Source organism: Pantoea sp. X-Soil-TKNS-1279 (assembly GCF_059730565.1).
The window spans coordinates 234,208-251,332 of the sequence record NZ_AP035951.1 but is presented as its reverse complement, the minus strand read 5'-3'; the positions used below and the strand labels follow the sequence as shown (position 1 = coordinate 251,332).

Annotated in this window: 18 protein-coding genes; 9 read left to right on the top strand and 9 right to left on the bottom strand. The window is 46.8% G+C overall.

Annotation, left to right across the window (positions count from 1 at the left end; all coding sequences use genetic code 11):
• Positions 1–1,831: 1,831 nt before the first annotated feature.
• From AC6I8N_RS25780 to AC6I8N_RS25760, 5 genes are all read right to left on the bottom strand, one after another.
• The gene (locus tag AC6I8N_RS25780) at positions 1,832–2,065 is read right to left on the bottom strand and encodes a plasmid partition protein ParG (protein WP_021186250.1); all 234 of its coding nucleotides are present in this window, start codon (positions 2,063–2,065) and stop codon (positions 1,832–1,834) included.
• A 104-nt stretch (positions 2,066–2,169) separates the two neighbouring features.
• On the bottom strand, positions 2,170–2,790 hold the full coding sequence (gene parA / locus AC6I8N_RS25775) for a ParA family partition ATPase (protein WP_497831451.1): 621 nt from the start codon (positions 2,788–2,790) through the stop codon (positions 2,170–2,172).
• Between the two features lie 406 nt (positions 2,791–3,196).
• The gene (gene araC, locus AC6I8N_RS25770) at positions 3,197–4,078 is read right to left on the bottom strand and encodes an arabinose operon transcriptional regulator AraC (RefSeq protein ID WP_497831450.1); all 882 of its coding nucleotides are present in this window, start codon (positions 4,076–4,078) and stop codon (positions 3,197–3,199) included.
• A gap of 84 nt (positions 4,079–4,162) precedes the next feature.
• Positions 4,163–5,584, bottom strand: coding sequence for an MFS transporter (locus AC6I8N_RS25765; protein WP_497831449.1), 1,422 nt, complete (start codon positions 5,582–5,584; stop codon positions 4,163–4,165).
• The gene (locus AC6I8N_RS25760) at positions 5,584–7,620 is read right to left on the bottom strand and encodes a beta-galactosidase (protein WP_497831448.1); all 2,037 of its coding nucleotides are present in this window, start codon (positions 7,618–7,620) and stop codon (positions 5,584–5,586) included. Before AC6I8N_RS25760 ends, AC6I8N_RS25765 begins: the two co-directional genes overlap by 1 nt.
• Before the next feature lie 297 nt (positions 7,621–7,917).
• Between AC6I8N_RS25760 and AC6I8N_RS25755 the strand changes: the two genes are divergently transcribed.
• The 3 genes from AC6I8N_RS25755 (at position 7,918) to AC6I8N_RS25745 (ending at position 9,915) form a co-directional block, all read left to right on the top strand.
• Positions 7,918–8,457: a GNAT family N-acetyltransferase gene (locus AC6I8N_RS25755; RefSeq protein ID WP_497831447.1), complete on the top strand. Its 540-nt coding sequence runs from the start codon at positions 7,918–7,920 to the stop codon at positions 8,455–8,457.
• Positions 8,458–8,947: 490 nt separating this feature from the next.
• The gene (gene yajD, locus AC6I8N_RS25750) at positions 8,948–9,295 is read left to right on the top strand and encodes a YajD family HNH nuclease (protein ID WP_208727035.1); all 348 of its coding nucleotides are present in this window, start codon (positions 8,948–8,950) and stop codon (positions 9,293–9,295) included.
• A 152-nt stretch (positions 9,296–9,447) separates the two neighbouring features.
• Positions 9,448–9,915 (top strand): GNAT family N-acetyltransferase, encoded by a 468-nt coding sequence (locus AC6I8N_RS25745; protein ID WP_497831549.1) that lies wholly within the window; start codon positions 9,448–9,450, stop codon positions 9,913–9,915.
• Between the two features lie 75 nt (positions 9,916–9,990).
• Here the strand turns inward: AC6I8N_RS25745 and AC6I8N_RS25740 are convergent, their stop codons facing one another.
• The gene (locus tag AC6I8N_RS25740) at positions 9,991–10,389 is read right to left on the bottom strand and encodes a VOC family protein (protein WP_497831446.1); all 399 of its coding nucleotides are present in this window, start codon (positions 10,387–10,389) and stop codon (positions 9,991–9,993) included.
• 89 nt (positions 10,390–10,478) lie between these two features.
• Here AC6I8N_RS25740 and AC6I8N_RS25735 point away from each other — a divergent pair, with 89 nt between their 5' ends.
• Positions 10,479–11,174, top strand: a complete 696-nt coding sequence (locus AC6I8N_RS25735) for a helix-turn-helix transcriptional regulator (RefSeq protein WP_497831445.1) — start codon at positions 10,479–10,481, stop codon at positions 11,172–11,174.
• 31 nt (positions 11,175–11,205) lie between these two features.
• Positions 11,206–11,817 (top strand): hypothetical protein, encoded by a 612-nt coding sequence (locus AC6I8N_RS25730; RefSeq protein WP_497831444.1) that lies wholly within the window; start codon positions 11,206–11,208, stop codon positions 11,815–11,817.
• Between the two features lie 212 nt (positions 11,818–12,029).
• Here AC6I8N_RS25730 and AC6I8N_RS25725 read toward each other — a convergent pair whose 3' ends face one another.
• Positions 12,030–12,314 carry a hypothetical protein gene (locus AC6I8N_RS25725; protein WP_497831443.1) on the bottom strand — a complete coding sequence of 95 codons (285 nt, stop codon included), beginning with the start codon at positions 12,312–12,314 and terminating at the stop codon, positions 12,030–12,032.
• Positions 12,296–13,042, bottom strand: coding sequence for a hypothetical protein (locus AC6I8N_RS25720; protein ID WP_497831442.1), 747 nt, complete (start codon positions 13,040–13,042; stop codon positions 12,296–12,298). The genes AC6I8N_RS25725 and AC6I8N_RS25720 overlap by 19 nt, the downstream gene beginning before the upstream one ends.
• Positions 13,043–13,395: 353 nt before the next feature.
• Here AC6I8N_RS25720 and AC6I8N_RS25715 point away from each other — a divergent pair, with 353 nt between their 5' ends.
• The 3 genes from AC6I8N_RS25715 to AC6I8N_RS25705 all read left to right on the top strand — a co-directional run bounded on the left by AC6I8N_RS25715 (position 13,396) and on the right by AC6I8N_RS25705 (position 15,022).
• Positions 13,396–13,899 (top strand): DUF2569 family protein, encoded by a 504-nt coding sequence (locus AC6I8N_RS25715; RefSeq protein ID WP_497831441.1) that lies wholly within the window; start codon positions 13,396–13,398, stop codon positions 13,897–13,899.
• Positions 13,900–14,075: 176 nt separating this feature from the next.
• Positions 14,076–14,564 (top strand): thioredoxin domain-containing protein, encoded by a 489-nt coding sequence (locus tag AC6I8N_RS25710; RefSeq protein ID WP_497831440.1) that lies wholly within the window; start codon positions 14,076–14,078, stop codon positions 14,562–14,564.
• Positions 14,565–14,689: 125 nt separating this feature from the next.
• On the top strand, positions 14,690–15,022 hold the full coding sequence (locus AC6I8N_RS25705) for a hypothetical protein (RefSeq protein ID WP_497831439.1): 333 nt from the start codon (positions 14,690–14,692) through the stop codon (positions 15,020–15,022).
• Between the two features lie 41 nt (positions 15,023–15,063).
• Here AC6I8N_RS25705 and AC6I8N_RS25700 read toward each other — a convergent pair whose 3' ends face one another.
• Complete coding sequence (locus AC6I8N_RS25700) at positions 15,064–15,936, bottom strand: LysR family transcriptional regulator (protein WP_497831438.1); 873 nt, start codon at positions 15,934–15,936, stop codon at positions 15,064–15,066.
• Positions 15,937–16,132: 196 nt separating this feature from the next.
• Here AC6I8N_RS25700 and AC6I8N_RS25695 point away from each other — a divergent pair, with 196 nt between their 5' ends.
• A complete protein-coding gene (locus AC6I8N_RS25695; protein ID WP_497831437.1) occupies positions 16,133–17,113 on the top strand; it encodes an MBL fold metallo-hydrolase in 981 nt (326 codons plus the stop codon).
• Positions 17,114–17,125: the final 12 nt, after the last annotated feature.

Below are 17,125 nucleotides of genomic sequence, written 5' to 3'. Positions count from 1 at the left end.
GTCTGACAAGGGTTTCAGGGGGTATGGGATCTGTTTAGGATCTAACTGGGATCATATTAGGATCGAATAATTGGATCTGTCCTGTGGATAATGAGGAAAAAGCGTCTCTGCACTGGCATGCATTTGTGTTCTGTCTGGCGGCCAGTTCATCGAAAACTATCCGCCGGTTCAATGATGGGATGATTTATCCGCTTTGACCATACAACATCGAAAGTACATCTCATCAGACTCAACAACAACATCACTAATGACCACTGTAGTGAGTGTCTGACTACTATAGAGAGTAATAGAAAACTGATTCTCATCTGCGATTCAAACCACCAACATCAGCAGAGCACTCCAATCCCTACCCGTTCTCGCCATTCCCCGTTAATGAAGACCACTGTAGTGAGTAAAGTTACTCTCTATAGTAGTCATATGATTCTTGGTTTTCATCTGACAACTCAGGACTTGATCGAATTGTTTTCAGTTACTGAGTGAACACCTTTCCTTGTCTGATGAGATCAGCACAGGATGATGATGTAGTACGCATTCATTTTCACCATACATATCCACTGGACTCACCGCAGTTCACGACCTTACCACTACGCAGGATGAATCTCTTCGCCGTCACCTGGTAGAACTTAGGTTGCCGAATCTTAGACGCTGACATCACCAGGTCAGTATGGAATTACCGACCGCGTGCTTAAATGACCTTCTATGGCAGTGCAGCCGTCAATTCGCGTTCAGTTGTCATGTGATTGCCACACTTAACGTCTTCCTTCTGGTTACTCTTCCCGTATTTATGCTTTCACTACACGAATTTCCCTCTGTTCATCGCAGTGAGGCCTTAGTCACATGTTTGATTACCACAGCGCTGAGCTGAGCTCCGCTCTTTCGTACAGAGACGTACTTTCCGCTAGCCACGAATCAATTTTTATAAATTGAGGTTACTGCTGATTCTGCTGTTGACCAGCTACCGCCCTCCCCTGGTTCTCATTCTCAGAAAAGCAGGATGATTGTTTCAGGTTCATCTTTTTTGGGTCTCAATTGATGTAATGGTTGAGTAAAAACACAAATGAGTAAATGTGTATTCTATTTTCAGATAATGAACAACAAGTTACTTCCTGTGATGTAAAACTCGGTTCACACTCAACTACTCAACTACTCAACTACTCAACTACTCATTTGAGTATAGCTATTCAATCTAACCTCGTAAGGCCGCTGTGATCATTTTATATTCCACCTTCGTGATGAGGCATCACAGGACACACATATGTATGGTGAATAAATGGTTGCAGTGTGAAAATTGGGAAATATCATGAGTAAGTGAGTAAGTGAGTAAGTGAGTAAGTGAGTAAGTGAGTAAGTGAGTAAGTGAGGTTTTGTGTAAATACTTATCGTAATGAAAGCCCGACACTACGATTTCGAGCTGATTTTGCATCCACGCGATAGCAAAAGGTTTGATGAAGGGGGCGTATTGCATGTGAGATACAAGAAAATCCATGTCCACACACGCGGAAATCAGAGAGCTGCGGAGACTACTAGTAGACAATCAGCGAATCTGGGCGAAAAGAACTACCTTGTAGGAATAGCTTCATTTGAGTAAATCAACATAAGCTCATGTGAGTAAATACACATTTTTTCATTTGAGTAAAAGCTTATCACACAGGAGTTACGAATAACCGGTTGGACCGAGCATACACATGGAAACTCACTTACTCAAATGAGTATTCATTCATTTGAGCATTAACTCATTTACAGATATGAGTAGTGTGGCAGTCTCAAAAGCTCAAAAGCTCAAAAGCTCAAAAGCTCAAAAGCTCAAAAGCTCAAAAGCTCAAAAGCTCATTTACTCATTATCACTAAGCCATTGATCTACCAGATCATTAATAACAACAGTAATGTTCGTGCCGCGCTTTGCACAAGCCGCTTTGAAGCGAGCATGCTTGGCTTCGTCGAAGTTTACGTTTACCCGCTTTTGTTTATCTGAGCCTGGTTGTGCTGGCGCAGAGACAATCTTACTCAGGTCACGGTGTTCACCAAAGGTCATTGTTGATGATGAATGCTTCTTTTGCAGTGCCATAATCGTCATCCTTCCGAATGAGTATTTGTGTAAAAGTCATTTTACTTAAATGAGTATATACCCATATGAGTATAGGTGTGTATGAGTATTAACTCATTTAGTGATTACTCGAAAAATGCTTCTATCTCTCTGGTAAGGATTTGGATTTCGCCTTTTGCTGCGCCATCAGATGTCTCAAACACACTGTCCCCGTCGAGCACAGATTTGACGTAACTCTGTCGTTGGTTGATCGCTGTCTTGAGGGCCTTAATGCCGGTTTGGGCAATGCTGTCTTTAAGGACGCTGAGCATTTTCGCTTGCTCAATCTTACGCGTAATCAGGAAACGAGCTTCAACCGGGCGGTTATAAGCCTGCGCTTCAAGTACAGTGACAACTGAACCTGACGCGGAAAAATCCAGTGGGCTAGGCGTCACAGGAATAATTATCAGGTCACTGACCATCACTGCCGCAGAAGTAATGACAGAAAGAGAACCTGCACCATCAATAATGACGTAGTCATACTCACTCAGTTCTTTACGTACCTGGTAGACATCTTTTTCGGAAGAAGCGGTGTAGACATCAAACCGGGCTTTTTCATTCCTGTTCCAGTTAGTCAGACTCATCTGTGGGTCAGTATCGACTACCGCAACTTTTTTACCACTGGCTGCAAGGCAACTGCTGACGTTAATGGTAACAGTGGTTTTTCCTGAGCCACCTTTTGGGTTCAGGAAAGAAATAATCTTCATGCGCAAATCCTCAAAGTTTCATATGAGTAATGACTCTTATGAAGTAAAACACATATGAGTTAATGTGTAAATACGTTTAGTAACATATGAGTAAATGAGTATTTGTGTGTTTTGGGTCCGTGCCATTGGTAAAGTTGACAACATCCTTCGAAAACGGAGTGAGATTAACTTATTGAATTTATGATATTTATAATGGATTGACGTAGGGCGGTTTCAGACGGATACGTCAATGGCTCATACAACAGCGCGTATGATGTGTGTCTCAACCTGTACTTTGAAAAGAAGAGAGGGGAGGGGACTTAACCAAAACTCAGAGGCTCCAATAAATGAGTACATGTCATTGAATCAAGAAATCGCACCCGTAAAGTGACACGCAAGAAGCGGGATGGCGCGCGATTCGCCAGGACTAGAAGAGTGGTATGCGCTCAAATTTCTTACGATACTCGCGCGGACTGAGGTGCCGATGCTGGCTGAAGATACGAGAAAAATAGAGTGGATCTTCATAACCGACCGCGCGGGCAATCTGTGTAATCGAAAGTTGCGTCTGTTGCAACAAATCACAGGCACGAGAGATGCGCTGGCTTTCACGCCAGCCAAAGATAGTATTCCCCATTTCCTTTCGGAAGATATGAGTCAGTCGGGAAGAGGAGAGGAACGTCATCCGAGCCAAATCTTCGATTCGAACATCTTCCGCCAGATGCTCGTTCAGATAATGGCATACTGTCTGAATGCGGGGATCACGATTATGGTGGTTACTGGCAGGCTGACGCTGGAATAACTCCAGGATAATGCGTTCCAGAGTGTTCATTGCCATTGCTTCAGAAAGAGGTTCTGATGCAGCATTCCAGCGAATCACGTCCTTGAACTGGTTCGCTACCTGCTGGCTGTCAGCCGATCGGGTGAGTTGCATACGGCCAATATTCCCTTCCGTACGATCCCAGTGCAGCCAGTCAATCCAGTAAGGGCGTGGGATGAAATAAATCCATAAATGATCCCAGGCAGGGCTTTCCTTAGCCCGACCATAATGGTGAAGAACGCCCGGCGGGAATAACAACATCTCATCGGCGACACAATGAAACTCACCATTTGCATGGCGAATAACACCTGCACCTTTAAGTGTCAGGTTGAGCATGTATCCTTTCATGCCTTCGGGACGGTGAATGAAAAAGTCGAGCCGACTGCCGGGACTTATCGGTGTAAACCCAGACACCATAAATGCGTTAAAGGTGAAACGCTTCATCAGGGGAGAGAAGTTCACCATTTCTGTGTCGCTCAGCTCAGCCATCATCACCCGTCCAATCATTAAATTGCGGGAAGTATAACGGCAACGCCTGCCGCAGACTGGCGCTGCCTGCCAGATTTGCGGCGAAGCTCACTCCTGACTTTGTAATCTATCCCTTGCAGGTGAAACCGCCGGTCCATCAACCTGTTGGTAACGACCAGCAGATAAGTCATGTGCAACCGTTTCGTAAAAATCATCCAGCTTATAAAACCACAGAAGGACGAGATTGATGGCAGCCAGCAACAGGGGAAAGAAGATGAACAAAAACTCGATAGTCTGGATGACAGTTGCCGACTGAGCAGTTGTACCGCCACTGACAAAACCAGCGGCACCCAATATCCATCCTACGCTGGCAGTACCAAGCCCCATCCCAAGCGTCTGCCCCAGTGTACCCGCGCTAAACAGGATTCCTTCTATACGTAAGCCGGTACGCCATTCTCCGTAATCGATGGTATCGGCCAGTAATGCAAACATGGTAGCGCCAATGCCACAAAAGCCAATGCTACGAACGGCCGTGGATACGATGACAAAAAGCGCGTCCTGTTTGTTGAATAACGGAATCAGGTAGGCCACGCAACAGATCAGCAATCCAAGAACGGCCAGACGTCGTTTGCCCAGTTTTTTTAGCAGAACCGGAATAATCATCAGGGTAAGCAGGCCCGGTATGTACTGCGCCATGCTGATATAAGCAATTAGTGAGACGTCAGACAAAATATACTTCGAGTAATACACTCCCACTGCGGAGAGCGCCGTCAGGCTGGTGAAGGTAATCAGCAGATAGAAGAAAATAATTATCCAGTAGCGATTCGCCATCATTGAATGCATGACCTGCCGCGCGTTGATCCGCTTACTGTTATCCCGACTTACAGGCTCCACGCGCTCACGCGTACCCAGTGCCGTCAACAGCAGGAAAAACGCCGTGAAAAAACCCAGAATAGCGAACACGATTATCCAGGACGTTTTTCCATTACCGAAGAACGCAACCAGTGGCAGGGTGAAAACGCCCACCGTCAGAGAACCACAGGTCGAAAGCCCCTTACGGAACACACTGAGAATGCCGCGCTGATAGTTGTCGCGCGTGATTAACGCCAACAGTGACCCGTAAGCGATGTTGTTTGCCGTGAAGAAAATATTGGCCATCAGGTAGGTTATACAAACCCAGGTGACTTTCAGGCCATAGCTAACGTCCGGGACCGTTGCCATTAAAAATGCTGACAGGCCAAAGGGGATGGCGGTCCAGAGCACCCACGGACGAGCTTTTCCCATCTTCGAACGCGTTTTATCAATCCGGATACCAACGAAAATACAGATGATGCCATCCAGTACGCGAGCAAAGAACATCAACGAACCAATCAGCAGGGCAGGCATACCCACTACATCGGTGTAGAAAAACGCCAGGAAAGTGACCATCAGCGTGTAAGTCAGGTTTGTGCCATAGTCGCCGACACCGAAAGCCAACCGTTCGCGGATGCCAATACGCTGCAAATCTTCATGAGCAGTAGGTTGTGCCATCACAGGTTCTCCAGTTCAATAATTGCCACACCCCAGTCAGCCAGGGTCAACGTATTACCCTGCTGATAGCGTCTGTTACTCAGCAACTCCCGACCTCTGCTGAAGGTGAAAGTAATGTCCTGTGGCTCACTGGAATAGTTGAAATAAAACAGCATCGTATTGCCAGCAGGGTTGATGGTGCGTTTTACAATCAGCGGAAAACGCAACGGGTCAGCTCCGGTGCGCAGTTCGATCCTGTGCTGTAAGTGGGTCAGTACGCTTTCCAGCACAGCCTCGCTGGTATGGCAGCCGATATAAGTTGCCGTACCTGAACCGTGGCGCTTATGCACAATGGCGGCGTATTTGTGCCAGTAGGGGTGTTGATAGCGTGCCCAGATTTCGGTATCCGCACTCTCGACTTCAAGTAACTCCATCCAGTGACTGACCGCAGCGGATGCAGGCGGGATATCAAGTATGTCTGAATGCAGGGTGACATCGTGTGGTTCGACAAACAGCTGGTAGCAGGCCCCCAATGTTTCACGAATGATTGCTGGCTGGCGCTGATGCCGTACCTTGAGATGTTCATTGGCAAAGCCGGATTTGAACGAATAGAGAATATGGCCACCGTCAGCGACGAATTGATTTAACCGATGCAGTGAGTCATCAGCAACGGCATAGAGCAGGGGAGCGATCAGCAGCTCATATCGGGACAGGCGTGGGTCATCGACCGTCAGAATATCGACTTCAATATTTTGTCGATAGAGGGTGTCATAGTAGCTGCGAATCAGGTCGTTATATTGATGCTCTTTATGACGTCCGAACTGATGCCCCTGCCATGGATACCAGTCCACGGCGGTAAGTGAGTCATTACTAACCAGCAATGCTACCCGGTTTTGCTTTTTCAGCCCGACAAGCTGCGGAGACAGACGTGCCAGTGCCAGTCCAACTTCTCTGGCCTCGTCATACACGGGATTAGGTTCCAGGTCATGACTGAGCAATCCTTTCCAGTAGGTCTCACAAGCGTTGTGCAACGAATGCCAGTGCCAGTATCCGACCATGGCTGCACCCGAGGCGATATGGCTGAAAGCCTGTTGTCGCAATTGCCCAGGATAAGGTGTCCAGTTTTTGAATGCCTGAGCCTGAGTCTCGAGCACCAGATAGTTTTTGTCCTTGGTGGTGCGCGCAATATCCCCGCAGAAAGCAATTTCTGCTCCGGTAAGCTGATGCTGGCTGGGGTGATAAATATCCACACCGGTGATATCGAGAGCTGATGATGCGGAAAAGTGATCGACCTCGCCCCGCACACCAAAGGACCAGGTCCGCCATTCGAAATCAAAGTTGTGCGTAATGAACTGGTCTGCCAGTCGATATTCACTGACCAACCTTGCCTGCCAGGCGAGAAAGTCGGTGACCAGACTGCGCTGATATTGTTGAAAGGCAGCACCCAGACTGGCATTGATGGTGCTTTCCAGCGGCGGGAAATCCTCCCAGGCATCGATACGGTTGCTCCAGTAATTCAGGCCATACTCCGCATTGAGTTTTTCCAGATCACCGCCGAAACGTTGCTTCAGATGCTCGACAAAATCACGCTGCACATGTTCACCGCAGGTGTCGTAGTACTTGGTTTCGTTGTCTATCTGATATCCGATCACCGCAGGATGGTGCGCTGTTGCGGCGAGCAGTGCGCGAATGATGCGTTCGGCGTAGCGCAGGTAGATTGGGCTGGTGATGTCCATTTTCTGGCGATGACCGTATTTATTCACGCCCTGCGGTGTCGTCGCCATTACGGAAGGGTGCTTTTTAGCAAGCCAGGCAGGAATGGCGTAAGTGGGGGTGCCAATAATGACGGCAATCTGGTTTGCGTGCATACGTTCCAGTACGGTCAGTACAGCCGAGAAATCGAACTCCCCATCCCGGCGCTCATAACTGCTCCAGGTGCTTTCAGCAATGCGTACTACGTTGATCCCTGCCGCTTTCATCAGACGGATGTCTTCATCCAGTCTTTCTACCGGCATATATTCACGGTAATAGGCGACACCGTATAACAGCTTATCCATTGCACTTCCCTCATCTCAATACCGATAGGGCGGTACGTTATCTGAAGGAATCCGGTGAAAGATAAAGTATGTCGCTGCCAACATAGAGAAACTCGCTTCCGCGTCAGTCTTATGATTGACATCACATAACACTGAATCTGAAACAAAAAAAAAGCTCAGGTTTTATCCGGGAGTGATCAACAGTCTGATGTGATGATGTAATAGGCCAAGAAACAGTATGATAAATCCTTGCTGTAAGGTTTTAATCTGATAGTCATTACTCATCGATAGAATGACAAAAATAAAAAGGAGTATTTTATGTCATCAGAAACTGACCGTTTGTCTCTGCGGCCAATAGGGCAAAGGGATGTTGAGGATCTCTTTCGCATTTACGGAGACCCGGCGACTAACACCTTCAATCCAGCAGGACCTTATCCTGACAGGGCATATGCGGAATCTGTTCTGGCTCGATGGTTAACGCATTGGACAGACTATGGATTTGGGATGTGGTCGATAACTGAGAAGCAATATCCTCAAAGAATCATAGGGTTTGGTGGCCTGAGTATTCGGAGATATGCTGATATTGCTGTCAACAATCTGGGTTATCGCTTCGAAACCGCCGCGTGGGGTAAAGGTTATGCTACGGAGTTTGCGCACTTTACCCTAAAACATGGTTTTACTGAGCTCAACCTGGCTGAAATAGCCGCTATTGTCAGGCCCCACCATGTTGTATCTCAAAATGTACTCAAAAAATCAGGTCTCAAGTTTGTCAGGGACATTTATGATGTTGAAAACGCACCACCGAGCCTCCTGTTTGCTCTAAGCCGTCAAGCATGGCAAATGAGTAAAATTGAATAACCGGGCGACCGACAATGTAAAAAATATCACGATGCAGCGCTAACTCCTGTCATGGCTCTGTACCAAGGGTGATACTTACCTGTCTGCTGATTAATAATTAACCCCCATTTGCTCACGAGGCTGCCCATCTGGCAAGCACGCTTTTATACACAGGCTATTGAGCGGGATATGCACTTTGATTGTGGATAACTTGGTGGTGAGAGAAGTGCAACGAAAAGACTGCTTCGGTGTTGTGCCTTCACTATGCGTCGCCACCACATGAGATAATCATCATAAATCTCTGGGATTTAAGCTACCGTGATTCGCGCCAGTCATTTGATCGGTCTTTGCAGCTGCTGTTTTTATGATTCGACGACTGACACGCGAAAAGCCACAGCAATAAAACACGCGTTGCGTGTCTCAGGGTGTGAAGCGTACTACAACAACCTGCCGCCCTCTGTTCCATGATAGAATTTATAAAATTTTATCTTTACAGCCGGAGGCATTAGCAATGGCCCTGATCCCGAAGAACTACTCGCGGCTCGAAAGCGGTTACCGTGAGAAAGCATTAAAAATCTATCCTTGGGTGTGTGGACGATGCTCGCGGGAGTTTGTTTATTCAAACCTACGCGAATTAACGGTTCACCATATCGATCACGACCACACCAATAACCCAGAGGATGGCAGCAACTGGGAGTTGTTGTGTCTGTATTGCCATGACCACGAACACTCAAAGTACACCGAAGCTGACCTTTACGGCACAAGCGTTGTGGCGGGGGAGGATGCCCAAAAGGATGTTGGCGCTGCAACCTATAATCCCTTTGCCGATTTAAAGTCGATGCTTAACAAGAAGAAATAGAACCCGTCACGTCCGCTTCTGTCATGATGCTGCCTGTGACAACTCCTCCGGGCAACTGTGCGCAAAAGCGGGCCAGAGTATCGATCCCTGCCCTGGTTGCATTGCTTGAATCAAAAGAAAAAATTCGCCCTGACCATTGGACAGCTATAAAAATGAGCATTTCAGCGATTTATGAATGGCGAGAAAAGAATTATCTGGTAAGTACAGACAGCGAAAAGCTAGACATACCGGCTGTACACAATTACCTGACGAGATCCACATGGGCTAAAGGAATCGATGTTGAAACCGTTACTGCTTCAACAAAGAACAGCCTGAACTTTGGTATTTATCATAATAAAGCCCAAATAGGCTTTGCTCGTCTGATAACGGACTATGCGACCTTCGCTTACCTCTGCGATGTGTACGTATTAGAGGAATATCAGGGAGATGGGCTTGGAAGATGGCTTATGGAGTGTATTCATCGCCACCCGGTTTTTGAGAAACTTCGCCGGATCATGTTGTTCACAACAACCGCGCCTTGGCTCTATGAAAAGTTTGGCTATGAACCCGTCAATAAAGAAAACTATGCGTGGACCATTACCCGACCTGATATTTACCTTCGTGGCAAAAATAGCCGCTGACGACCAATCATATTCAGTGAAATGAAGCCGTCAGCATTCAGGGCCGCGTAGCCCTGAATAGAAACGGACATGTCGTCATCGTTGAAAGCGATTGATGGCAGCGGGTGTCATCGGGGTAAAAAGTGATACCAGCGTTCCTTCAGGATCGCGAATTTGCAGGGTTCTGTTTCCCCAGGGCATATTTTTAGGTGGATGGATAAACTCCAGAGCGTATTCCTTCAATCTCATAAACTCCTTATCAATATCCCTGACCATAAATTCAAGAATGGCAGATTGGTTGCAGGCTGGCCGGGCGCAATCTTCTTTGAACAACGCGACCGTTTCCTCGCTCCCTATCGCGATAACGGCCACCGGAGTGATGATTTCAGCGAACACCGGGGCATGCCATTCAGCCTGGTAACCCGTAACTATTTCATAGAAATTAACAACTTCTTTGATGTCTTGTACGATAAGACGTATTGATACTAATTTCACGGTTGATTCCTCCTGGCTGCAAGAAGTACAGCCTCCGGGAGCATCATCGTTCAGGTCTGCTGACAACGTGGTGGCAACAGGGAAAAAAAATGCGGCGTGCAGATCGGCTTTTTCAGATCATCCAGATACTTCGACGGACAAAACTTCCGGTAACCGCCGCCAGGCTTGCAGAGGAACTTGAGGTTTCTAAACGCACCATTTATCGGGATATAGCGGATTTGGCAGGTCAACGTGTACCGGTCGAAGGAGAAGCTGGCACGGGATACAGGCTCAGTGAATATTACGATCTCCCCCCGTTAATGTTCACCGCAGAGGAACTTGAAGCAGTTTGTCTTGGCGTTCAGCTGGTGCAACGATTACCAGATGCCACCCTTGCCAACAATGCAAACGATGTTTTGTCGAAGATAGCATCAGTAATCCCCGGAAAGATGATGCCGTTTTTACATCATTCTGCGGTGGCGGTTAAACCGGAGGAAACTGGCGCGAATAAAACCGACACGCGCCAAATCCGGGCCGCCATTCGCGACAGTAGAAAACTGCTGCTTGAGTACCGCTCGGCTGAAGGAACGGTCTCTAAAAGGGTCGTCTGGCCGGTTGTGCTTGGATATGATCTTACACATTGCCTTCTGATTGCCTGGTGTGAAAATAAAAAGGATTTTCGACATTTTCGTACCGACCGCTTAATCAGTGTGGTTAGGCTGGATGAATACGCAGGCATGGATAGAACGGTTCTCAGGGCTCGATGGGAACAATGGCGTGAAGCAAAGTTATTACGATTCAAGTAGTACCGATATTGCGGAATAAAGGGATTTCAGCATGTTAAAGACGGGATTTGTTACACGTAAAGCGCTGGCTGAATGGCGAGATGTTCCTTTTTACCTGCCTGAATTCCAGTTTCATGAAAAACATCTGGCTGTCATTCATACTTCCGTCCCGGAAAAAATCCTGTCGGCAGTGGCAGAATTTGATATTCGGCAGGATAGAGTGATTCGGGCATTAATGTCGGTACGACAGTTTCCGCAAAAGCTCCGATTTAATCCGCCTGATGAAGCCTTTAACAGCTTTGGGCTGCACAGTTTTACCCCTTTAGTCAGCTCCGCATCTGAACTGTGCTTTGGTTTAAGGGGGCAATTTTGGCGGGCAGATTTCGGCCTGGAACCGGTGCCGAATGCCTGTGCTTATCAGCAGGCAGTCGAACCGGGTAGCGCAAAGCTGCTGCTGCGTTATCGGGTTAGGCAGCTTATGGCAGGCCAGCATGAGCTTTGTACAGAGACGTTCATCTACTGTCCGGATCTGGCCACGCAGTGCAGAATGGCTGCTTACTGGCTGGCAATCCGTGCAGGAAGTGGTTGGATCCGCAAGAGGACATTAATGGCCGTAAAAGCAAAGGTCGAAAATTCTGATACTACTCCAGGCGTTAATAAGTAAATGCTATTACCCGGGAGATAGACATAGCACCTTACCGCCGTATCGGGCTGGCTTTCAGAAACAGAAACATAATCTCTCGGGCGGTGAAACAGTTTACTGAATATCTTGGTTACCGAACCACATAAATGTTGCAACACGGCGCTTGCCGGACGGCAGAATGAAATTGTCTGGCACAACGCATGAACACGCCTGGCATGGAGCGAGACAGAGTATTATCCCTGCTTTTCTAAATCGGCTAATGCATACTTACCTCGCTCGGCGACGGATGGTGATCTGTCGGATGCCAATATCTTTGCCAATTTGCATGCCTCCTCGCCAAGATTTTTTGACTCCCTGATTAGCATTTCACCGGCGATGCGTCGAACCATTGGAGAGCGATCAGCTGCTGCCATTTTTAAGTTTTCAAGAAAAGGCCTGGTTGGGGAAATCTTGCGTTCATTCAAAACCGGAGTGAGGCGTTGTATTCCATATACTTTGTCTATCCACTGCCATGCCATGCCATGCCTTCAACCCAAACAATCTTCCCTTCAAACTGGCAACGATATGCTTTTGCTCGCAGGGAGGGTTGAACTGATAACTCAGCAATTTCGCCCAGAAAAGAATCTAACGCTTCAGTACGTCCTGCCTGAGAGAATATGGTAGCAACAGGTCCTGAAGGGGATGTTATCAGCCGTTTTTTTAGTGATTCGGCTATTTTCTCCAATGTCACCATTTTCATCAGAATATCTTTTTCTGTACTCCCCATTCTTCCCCATGAATCCCAATAGGGAAATGTAATGAATAAGACGTCTATGATGATTTCCGGATCTGTTAACTCAGCGATTAACAGCAACCTGTCACATGCCGCAGCCCTTACCTGAGGAACCCAGTCATTTAGCCGTCGTATTGCCAACGCGAACACGAAACTGTTTGGTGCGCCGCCTGTTAATGTCCGTAATGCTCTCTCCCGTTTGAAACCATCAGCATTGCATACATCCAGCCAGGAAAGAGAACCAAATTGCTGGTTTTTTGCATCGCCATTTTTCTTTGCAGATGTTTGTGCCGACGCGTAAATTGTGCAGCGGATAAGACGCTCCCACTCATCTAATTTTTTTAGTGGAAGTTTTGACGTTGCGGCAATAAATGCGGTGATGTCGGGTCTGATTCTCTGATAAAAGCTATTAAAGCTTAATGATTTTTTTATAGAAGAAATAACTTCCTGTTGAAGACTGTCCTCAAGTGACATGAGATAACTCCCTCTATAAACATTTATGATAGCTTTTATTTATCAATAATGTTGTGTTAACACAAGGACGAATTTCATTAATCCACATGCTATTTGCCAACATACGAGCTTCACCCAGGGCACTGGAACATAATCGGCAAGAGGAGCGAAAAATTTAGCACAATGCGTTGCCAGAAGGTGACGAGTATCTGAGCGCCTTCGGCAAGAAGATTACCGACACTATGAATATTCACCCTAACTCAAATTTATTCTGATATGATCAGTATTGCATGCATTACTTTCGATGCGGTTGCGCCCACGACACTGATCGCATAATATAATAATAACGATATAAATATTTCTAAGGTCCATATATGGAATGGGGATGCACAAAGTGTGGGGTGGAAATACCTCAGGACAGAGAGTTTTGCGATAAATGTGAAGAAAAGCATTTCAGGAGAATTGGCGGGTTTCTGTTTTTACCCCTCATAGGACTGATCGTTACTGCTGCTTCTTATCTGTTTGTAATGACAGATGCGTTTAAATTTTTGACAGAAAACTATGCGCAATTGAATGCAAATGCAAAAATATTCTTCATACTCTCCATTGCTATTTATATCGGGGAGTTCTTGTTCTCAGTCACTGTTCTTTCGTTTTTTTTAAAGAAAAAAAAGCTGCTGCCAAAGCTTTTCATTTTCTTTTTGATATCAGTCGTGGCGACGATGTCACTGAATGTCTATATGCTTTACCGGTTAATCCCCAGCGCTAAAATTGGATATAATGAGCTTGTTCCTGTTTTTAGAAATGTGATAACGGCTCTTATCTGGATTCCATACTTCATCACATCCGTTCGTGTAAAAAGAACTTTTACCCGTTAGGAAGCCACATTGACGGTTTCCTGTTGCTGATTAGTAAACATACAGCGCCCCTCAATAATCAAAACGGAGCGGCACAATGCAATTCAGGTGCCTGAAGTGACTGGTGCTCACGGGTGGTTAAAGTTAGATGATTTTTTGCCGATGTAACATGGATATCTGTTCACGGAAGAAGACCCATGAGAATTTTTCTAACAGCATTGATTCTATTCGCTATCGTTCCATTATCGTATGGCCAGGAGAATCTCCAGTATGAAAACATTAAGCCATATGTGATTGGCTTTCTTGAAAAGGTAGCAAGCTCCTCGGAAAGTTGCTCTTTATTCAAAGATCTTGTTGCAAAAGACATTTCAAATGAACGAAATAAGAAAATGATGTTAGGGTTTTGCGATAGTGATATTGATTTCTCTAAGCCAATATCATTCACTCAGATAAGCACTCATCGCTTTGAGGGTGCGGATTATGTGTGCGGAATCATTTCTGGCCGAACAAAAATCAACCGAAAAATAGGTGTCAGGTTTATCTCCTCAGAGCCCTATCACCTGATATTAAACGTTAAATACTCACGTCGCCCCATTGCATATACAATTGATGATAAGTTCCTGGTCGATGAGTATCGCTTGCAGATTGGGTCATTTAATGAGATGAACGATAAATATTGTCAGTGAATAGAAATTATGAAATGCTAAGATTTGCTGATGAAATTTAAAATGGGAACATTTCCCGCTGATGATATCGATTTAAATCGCGGTTGTGTTTTTTATTCAAGCATATGAATTTCTGTGGGGAAAGTATGAGCGTATCTGTTTATTATTCAGCTAAAAGAAATTCACCCATTACAACGGCTGAAAATGTTAGTCTTCTGGCCATTGCAGACATGTTTAATCAAGGTTTTCCTTATAAAAATGAAGGTGAAACGCTATCATTTTACCGGAAGCCATCAGAAGAATACATACTTGAGGGGGCAACCAAACTTCCTTATTGTGATGAAACGATAATAGTTGAGTCGGTTATTTACTGGTTGAAAGCTCTTACTCATTTAACATCTGCATTACCAACGGCAGTTTGGGAAGTACAAATTGATGATTGCCCTGCTTCATGGGTAGATGATCATTGGGAAATGTAAGAGGGGAATCCCAAATTACATGTGACTTCATGTCCGAACAGTTATGTGAAGTGATTTTCCAGCGCTTCGACAAACATTCTCACCTTTAAGGGAACAAGCCGGGAAGTTGGATAAACGGCCCAGATACCTAACGGTTCCGGTCTGGCATCTTCAAGTACTACTTCCTGGATCACGCCTGCCTCAATAAAGGGTCCGACGTACCATTGGGAGAGGTTGGCGATGCCAAGGCCGCCCGCACAGGCTTCGTATATGGCTTCAACCGAGTTAGCTGAAAAGCGCCCAGACACCTTCTGCCTGAAATTCTTCTCACCACCCAGGAAGGCCCAATGCGATGTGCCGATAGTGGGCAGGCAATCATGAGCAATCAGATCAGTGACTGATCTTGGTGAACCATATGCGCTCAGGTAAGCCGGTGACGCGCAAAGCACGCACGGGTTATCAGCCAGTCGTCGCGCGACCAATCGATTATCGCGCAGTGGAGCGATGCGTATCGCAACATCAATCCCTTTGCCAACAATATCCACCTGTTCATCAGTGGTAACTAAATCGACACGTAATGAGGGATGTTGAAGTATAAATGTAGGAAGCATCGGTGCTACAACCTTTCTGCCAAATGCTGCCGATGCCGTTATCCGTAGATGTCCCGTAAGGGCACTCCCTGCCGGTCGAAGATCGGCCAACGCGTTGGCTCGTCCCTCCAGTAAAGACAGTGCGTGGGGGTAAAATGTCTCGCCGTCGCTGGTGAGTGAGAGTGCCCGCGTGGTGCGGTGCACCAGCCTTACATTGAGCTCCGTTTCGAGGTTGTTCAGGCTTCTGGACGCCGCCATTGAACTCAGTGAGAGCCGTCGGGCAGCGCCTGCGAGGCTGCCAATTTGCACGGCTTCGACAAAGACCTCAATGTCCTCAAGCTTCATTATCTCGTTTTCCGTTATATTGCCGTAACAGATTCCACCTCTACACTATTTTTCGTGATAGCGCCATAGTTTACCTCAATTCATGCCCACCTCTCCTGGAGGGAGATGGCCATCCTGTCCCGTGTCGTCTGATTGTTCGCTGCGTAACGCGGTCGGTCAGCGCACTGATGCTGAAATTTATAGAATGGAGGTTCTCATGAAAGGTTTTGCAAAGGTTCTGGGTATTGCAGGCATGGCTTTTGTTGCTCATGCCGTGGCAAATGCGCCTGACCAGATCCGCCAACAGGTTCCTGGGTACTACCGTCTGGCGGTGGGGGATTACGAGGTCACTGCTTTGTTTGACGGCTACAATGACCTGTCCCCAGGTTTGTTGCAAGGGCTGTCTGCGGAAAAGGTTCGTGCGCTTCTTGCACGTCAGGCAATTGGTCCGGACAGGATGCCAACGACATTTAATGCATTCCTGATTAACACCGGGAAGCACCTGGTGATGGTTGATAGTGGCGCCGGGCAGTGTGTGCCACAGACGGCCGGGCAGTTGGTGCCTAACATTCAGGCATCTGGCTACCAGCCAGCGCAGGTCGACACTATCTTCCTGACTCACCTGCATTTGGATCATGTTTGTGGTCTGGTTGATGCATCCGGAAAAGCACTGTTCCCCAATGCGACGGTTTACGTGTCCCAGGCGGAAGCCAATTACTGGCTGGACCCGCAGAAGAAAGCCTCTGCGCCAGAGCATGCCAGAGAATATTTCGATATTGCTCAACATTCTCTTGCTCCTTACAAAGCCAGTGGGCACCTGAAGACCTTTGTTCCGCCAGCATCGCCAATCCCGGAAGTCGAGGCCTCTTACGCTGTTGGTCATACGCCTGGAAGTGCTGTTTATCGGTTTACGTCCAGGGGGGCCGCAATCACATTTATCGGCGACTTAATCCATAACGCCGCAGTGCAGTTTGATCATCCCGATGTTGCCATTCGTTTTGATGTCGATCCTGAAAAGGCGACAGAGTCACGCGAAAAGGAATTTTCAAAGTTGGCATCAGATGGCGAATGGCTGGCTGCCGCTCACTTACCATTCCCTGGTATCGGTCATGTCACGCAGGAAGGTAAGAAATTCAATTGGGCACCCGCTCTGTATGGCCCCTATAAACGCGCGGATGATGTTCCTTTGCTGAAGTGAAGAGTAGTCAGC

Coding starts and splice junctions, on each gene's coding strand:
- AC6I8N_RS25780 (WP_021186250.1), bottom strand. CDS start 2,065: ATGGCACTGCAAAAGAAGCATTCATCATCAACAATGACCTTTGGTGAA.
- parA (WP_497831451.1), bottom strand. CDS start 2,790: ATGAAGATTATTTCTTTCCTGAACCCAAAAGGTGGCTCAGGAAAAACC.
- araC (WP_497831450.1), bottom strand. CDS start 4,078: ATGATGGCTGAGCTGAGCGACACAGAAATGGTGAACTTCTCTCCCCTG.
- AC6I8N_RS25765 (WP_497831449.1), bottom strand. CDS start 5,584: ATGGCACAACCTACTGCTCATGAAGATTTGCAGCGTATTGGCATCCGC.
- AC6I8N_RS25760 (WP_497831448.1), bottom strand. CDS start 7,620: ATGGATAAGCTGTTATACGGTGTCGCCTATTACCGTGAATATATGCCG.
- AC6I8N_RS25755 (WP_497831447.1), top strand. CDS start 7,918: ATGTCATCAGAAACTGACCGTTTGTCTCTGCGGCCAATAGGGCAAAGG.
- yajD (WP_208727035.1), top strand. CDS start 8,948: ATGGCCCTGATCCCGAAGAACTACTCGCGGCTCGAAAGCGGTTACCGT.
- AC6I8N_RS25745 (WP_497831549.1), top strand. CDS start 9,448: ATGAGCATTTCAGCGATTTATGAATGGCGAGAAAAGAATTATCTGGTA.
- AC6I8N_RS25735 (WP_497831445.1), top strand. CDS start 10,479: ATGCGGCGTGCAGATCGGCTTTTTCAGATCATCCAGATACTTCGACGG.
- AC6I8N_RS25730 (WP_497831444.1), top strand. CDS start 11,206: ATGTTAAAGACGGGATTTGTTACACGTAAAGCGCTGGCTGAATGGCGA.
- AC6I8N_RS25725 (WP_497831443.1), bottom strand. CDS start 12,314: ATGGCATGGCAGTGGATAGACAAAGTATATGGAATACAACGCCTCACT.
- AC6I8N_RS25720 (WP_497831442.1), bottom strand. CDS start 13,042: ATGTCACTTGAGGACAGTCTTCAACAGGAAGTTATTTCTTCTATAAAA.
- AC6I8N_RS25715 (WP_497831441.1), top strand. CDS start 13,396: ATGGAATGGGGATGCACAAAGTGTGGGGTGGAAATACCTCAGGACAGA.
- AC6I8N_RS25710 (WP_497831440.1), top strand. CDS start 14,076: ATGAGAATTTTTCTAACAGCATTGATTCTATTCGCTATCGTTCCATTA.
- AC6I8N_RS25705 (WP_497831439.1), top strand. CDS start 14,690: ATGAGCGTATCTGTTTATTATTCAGCTAAAAGAAATTCACCCATTACA.
- AC6I8N_RS25700 (WP_497831438.1), bottom strand. CDS start 15,936: ATGAAGCTTGAGGACATTGAGGTCTTTGTCGAAGCCGTGCAAATTGGC.
- AC6I8N_RS25695 (WP_497831437.1), top strand. CDS start 16,133: ATGAAAGGTTTTGCAAAGGTTCTGGGTATTGCAGGCATGGCTTTTGTT.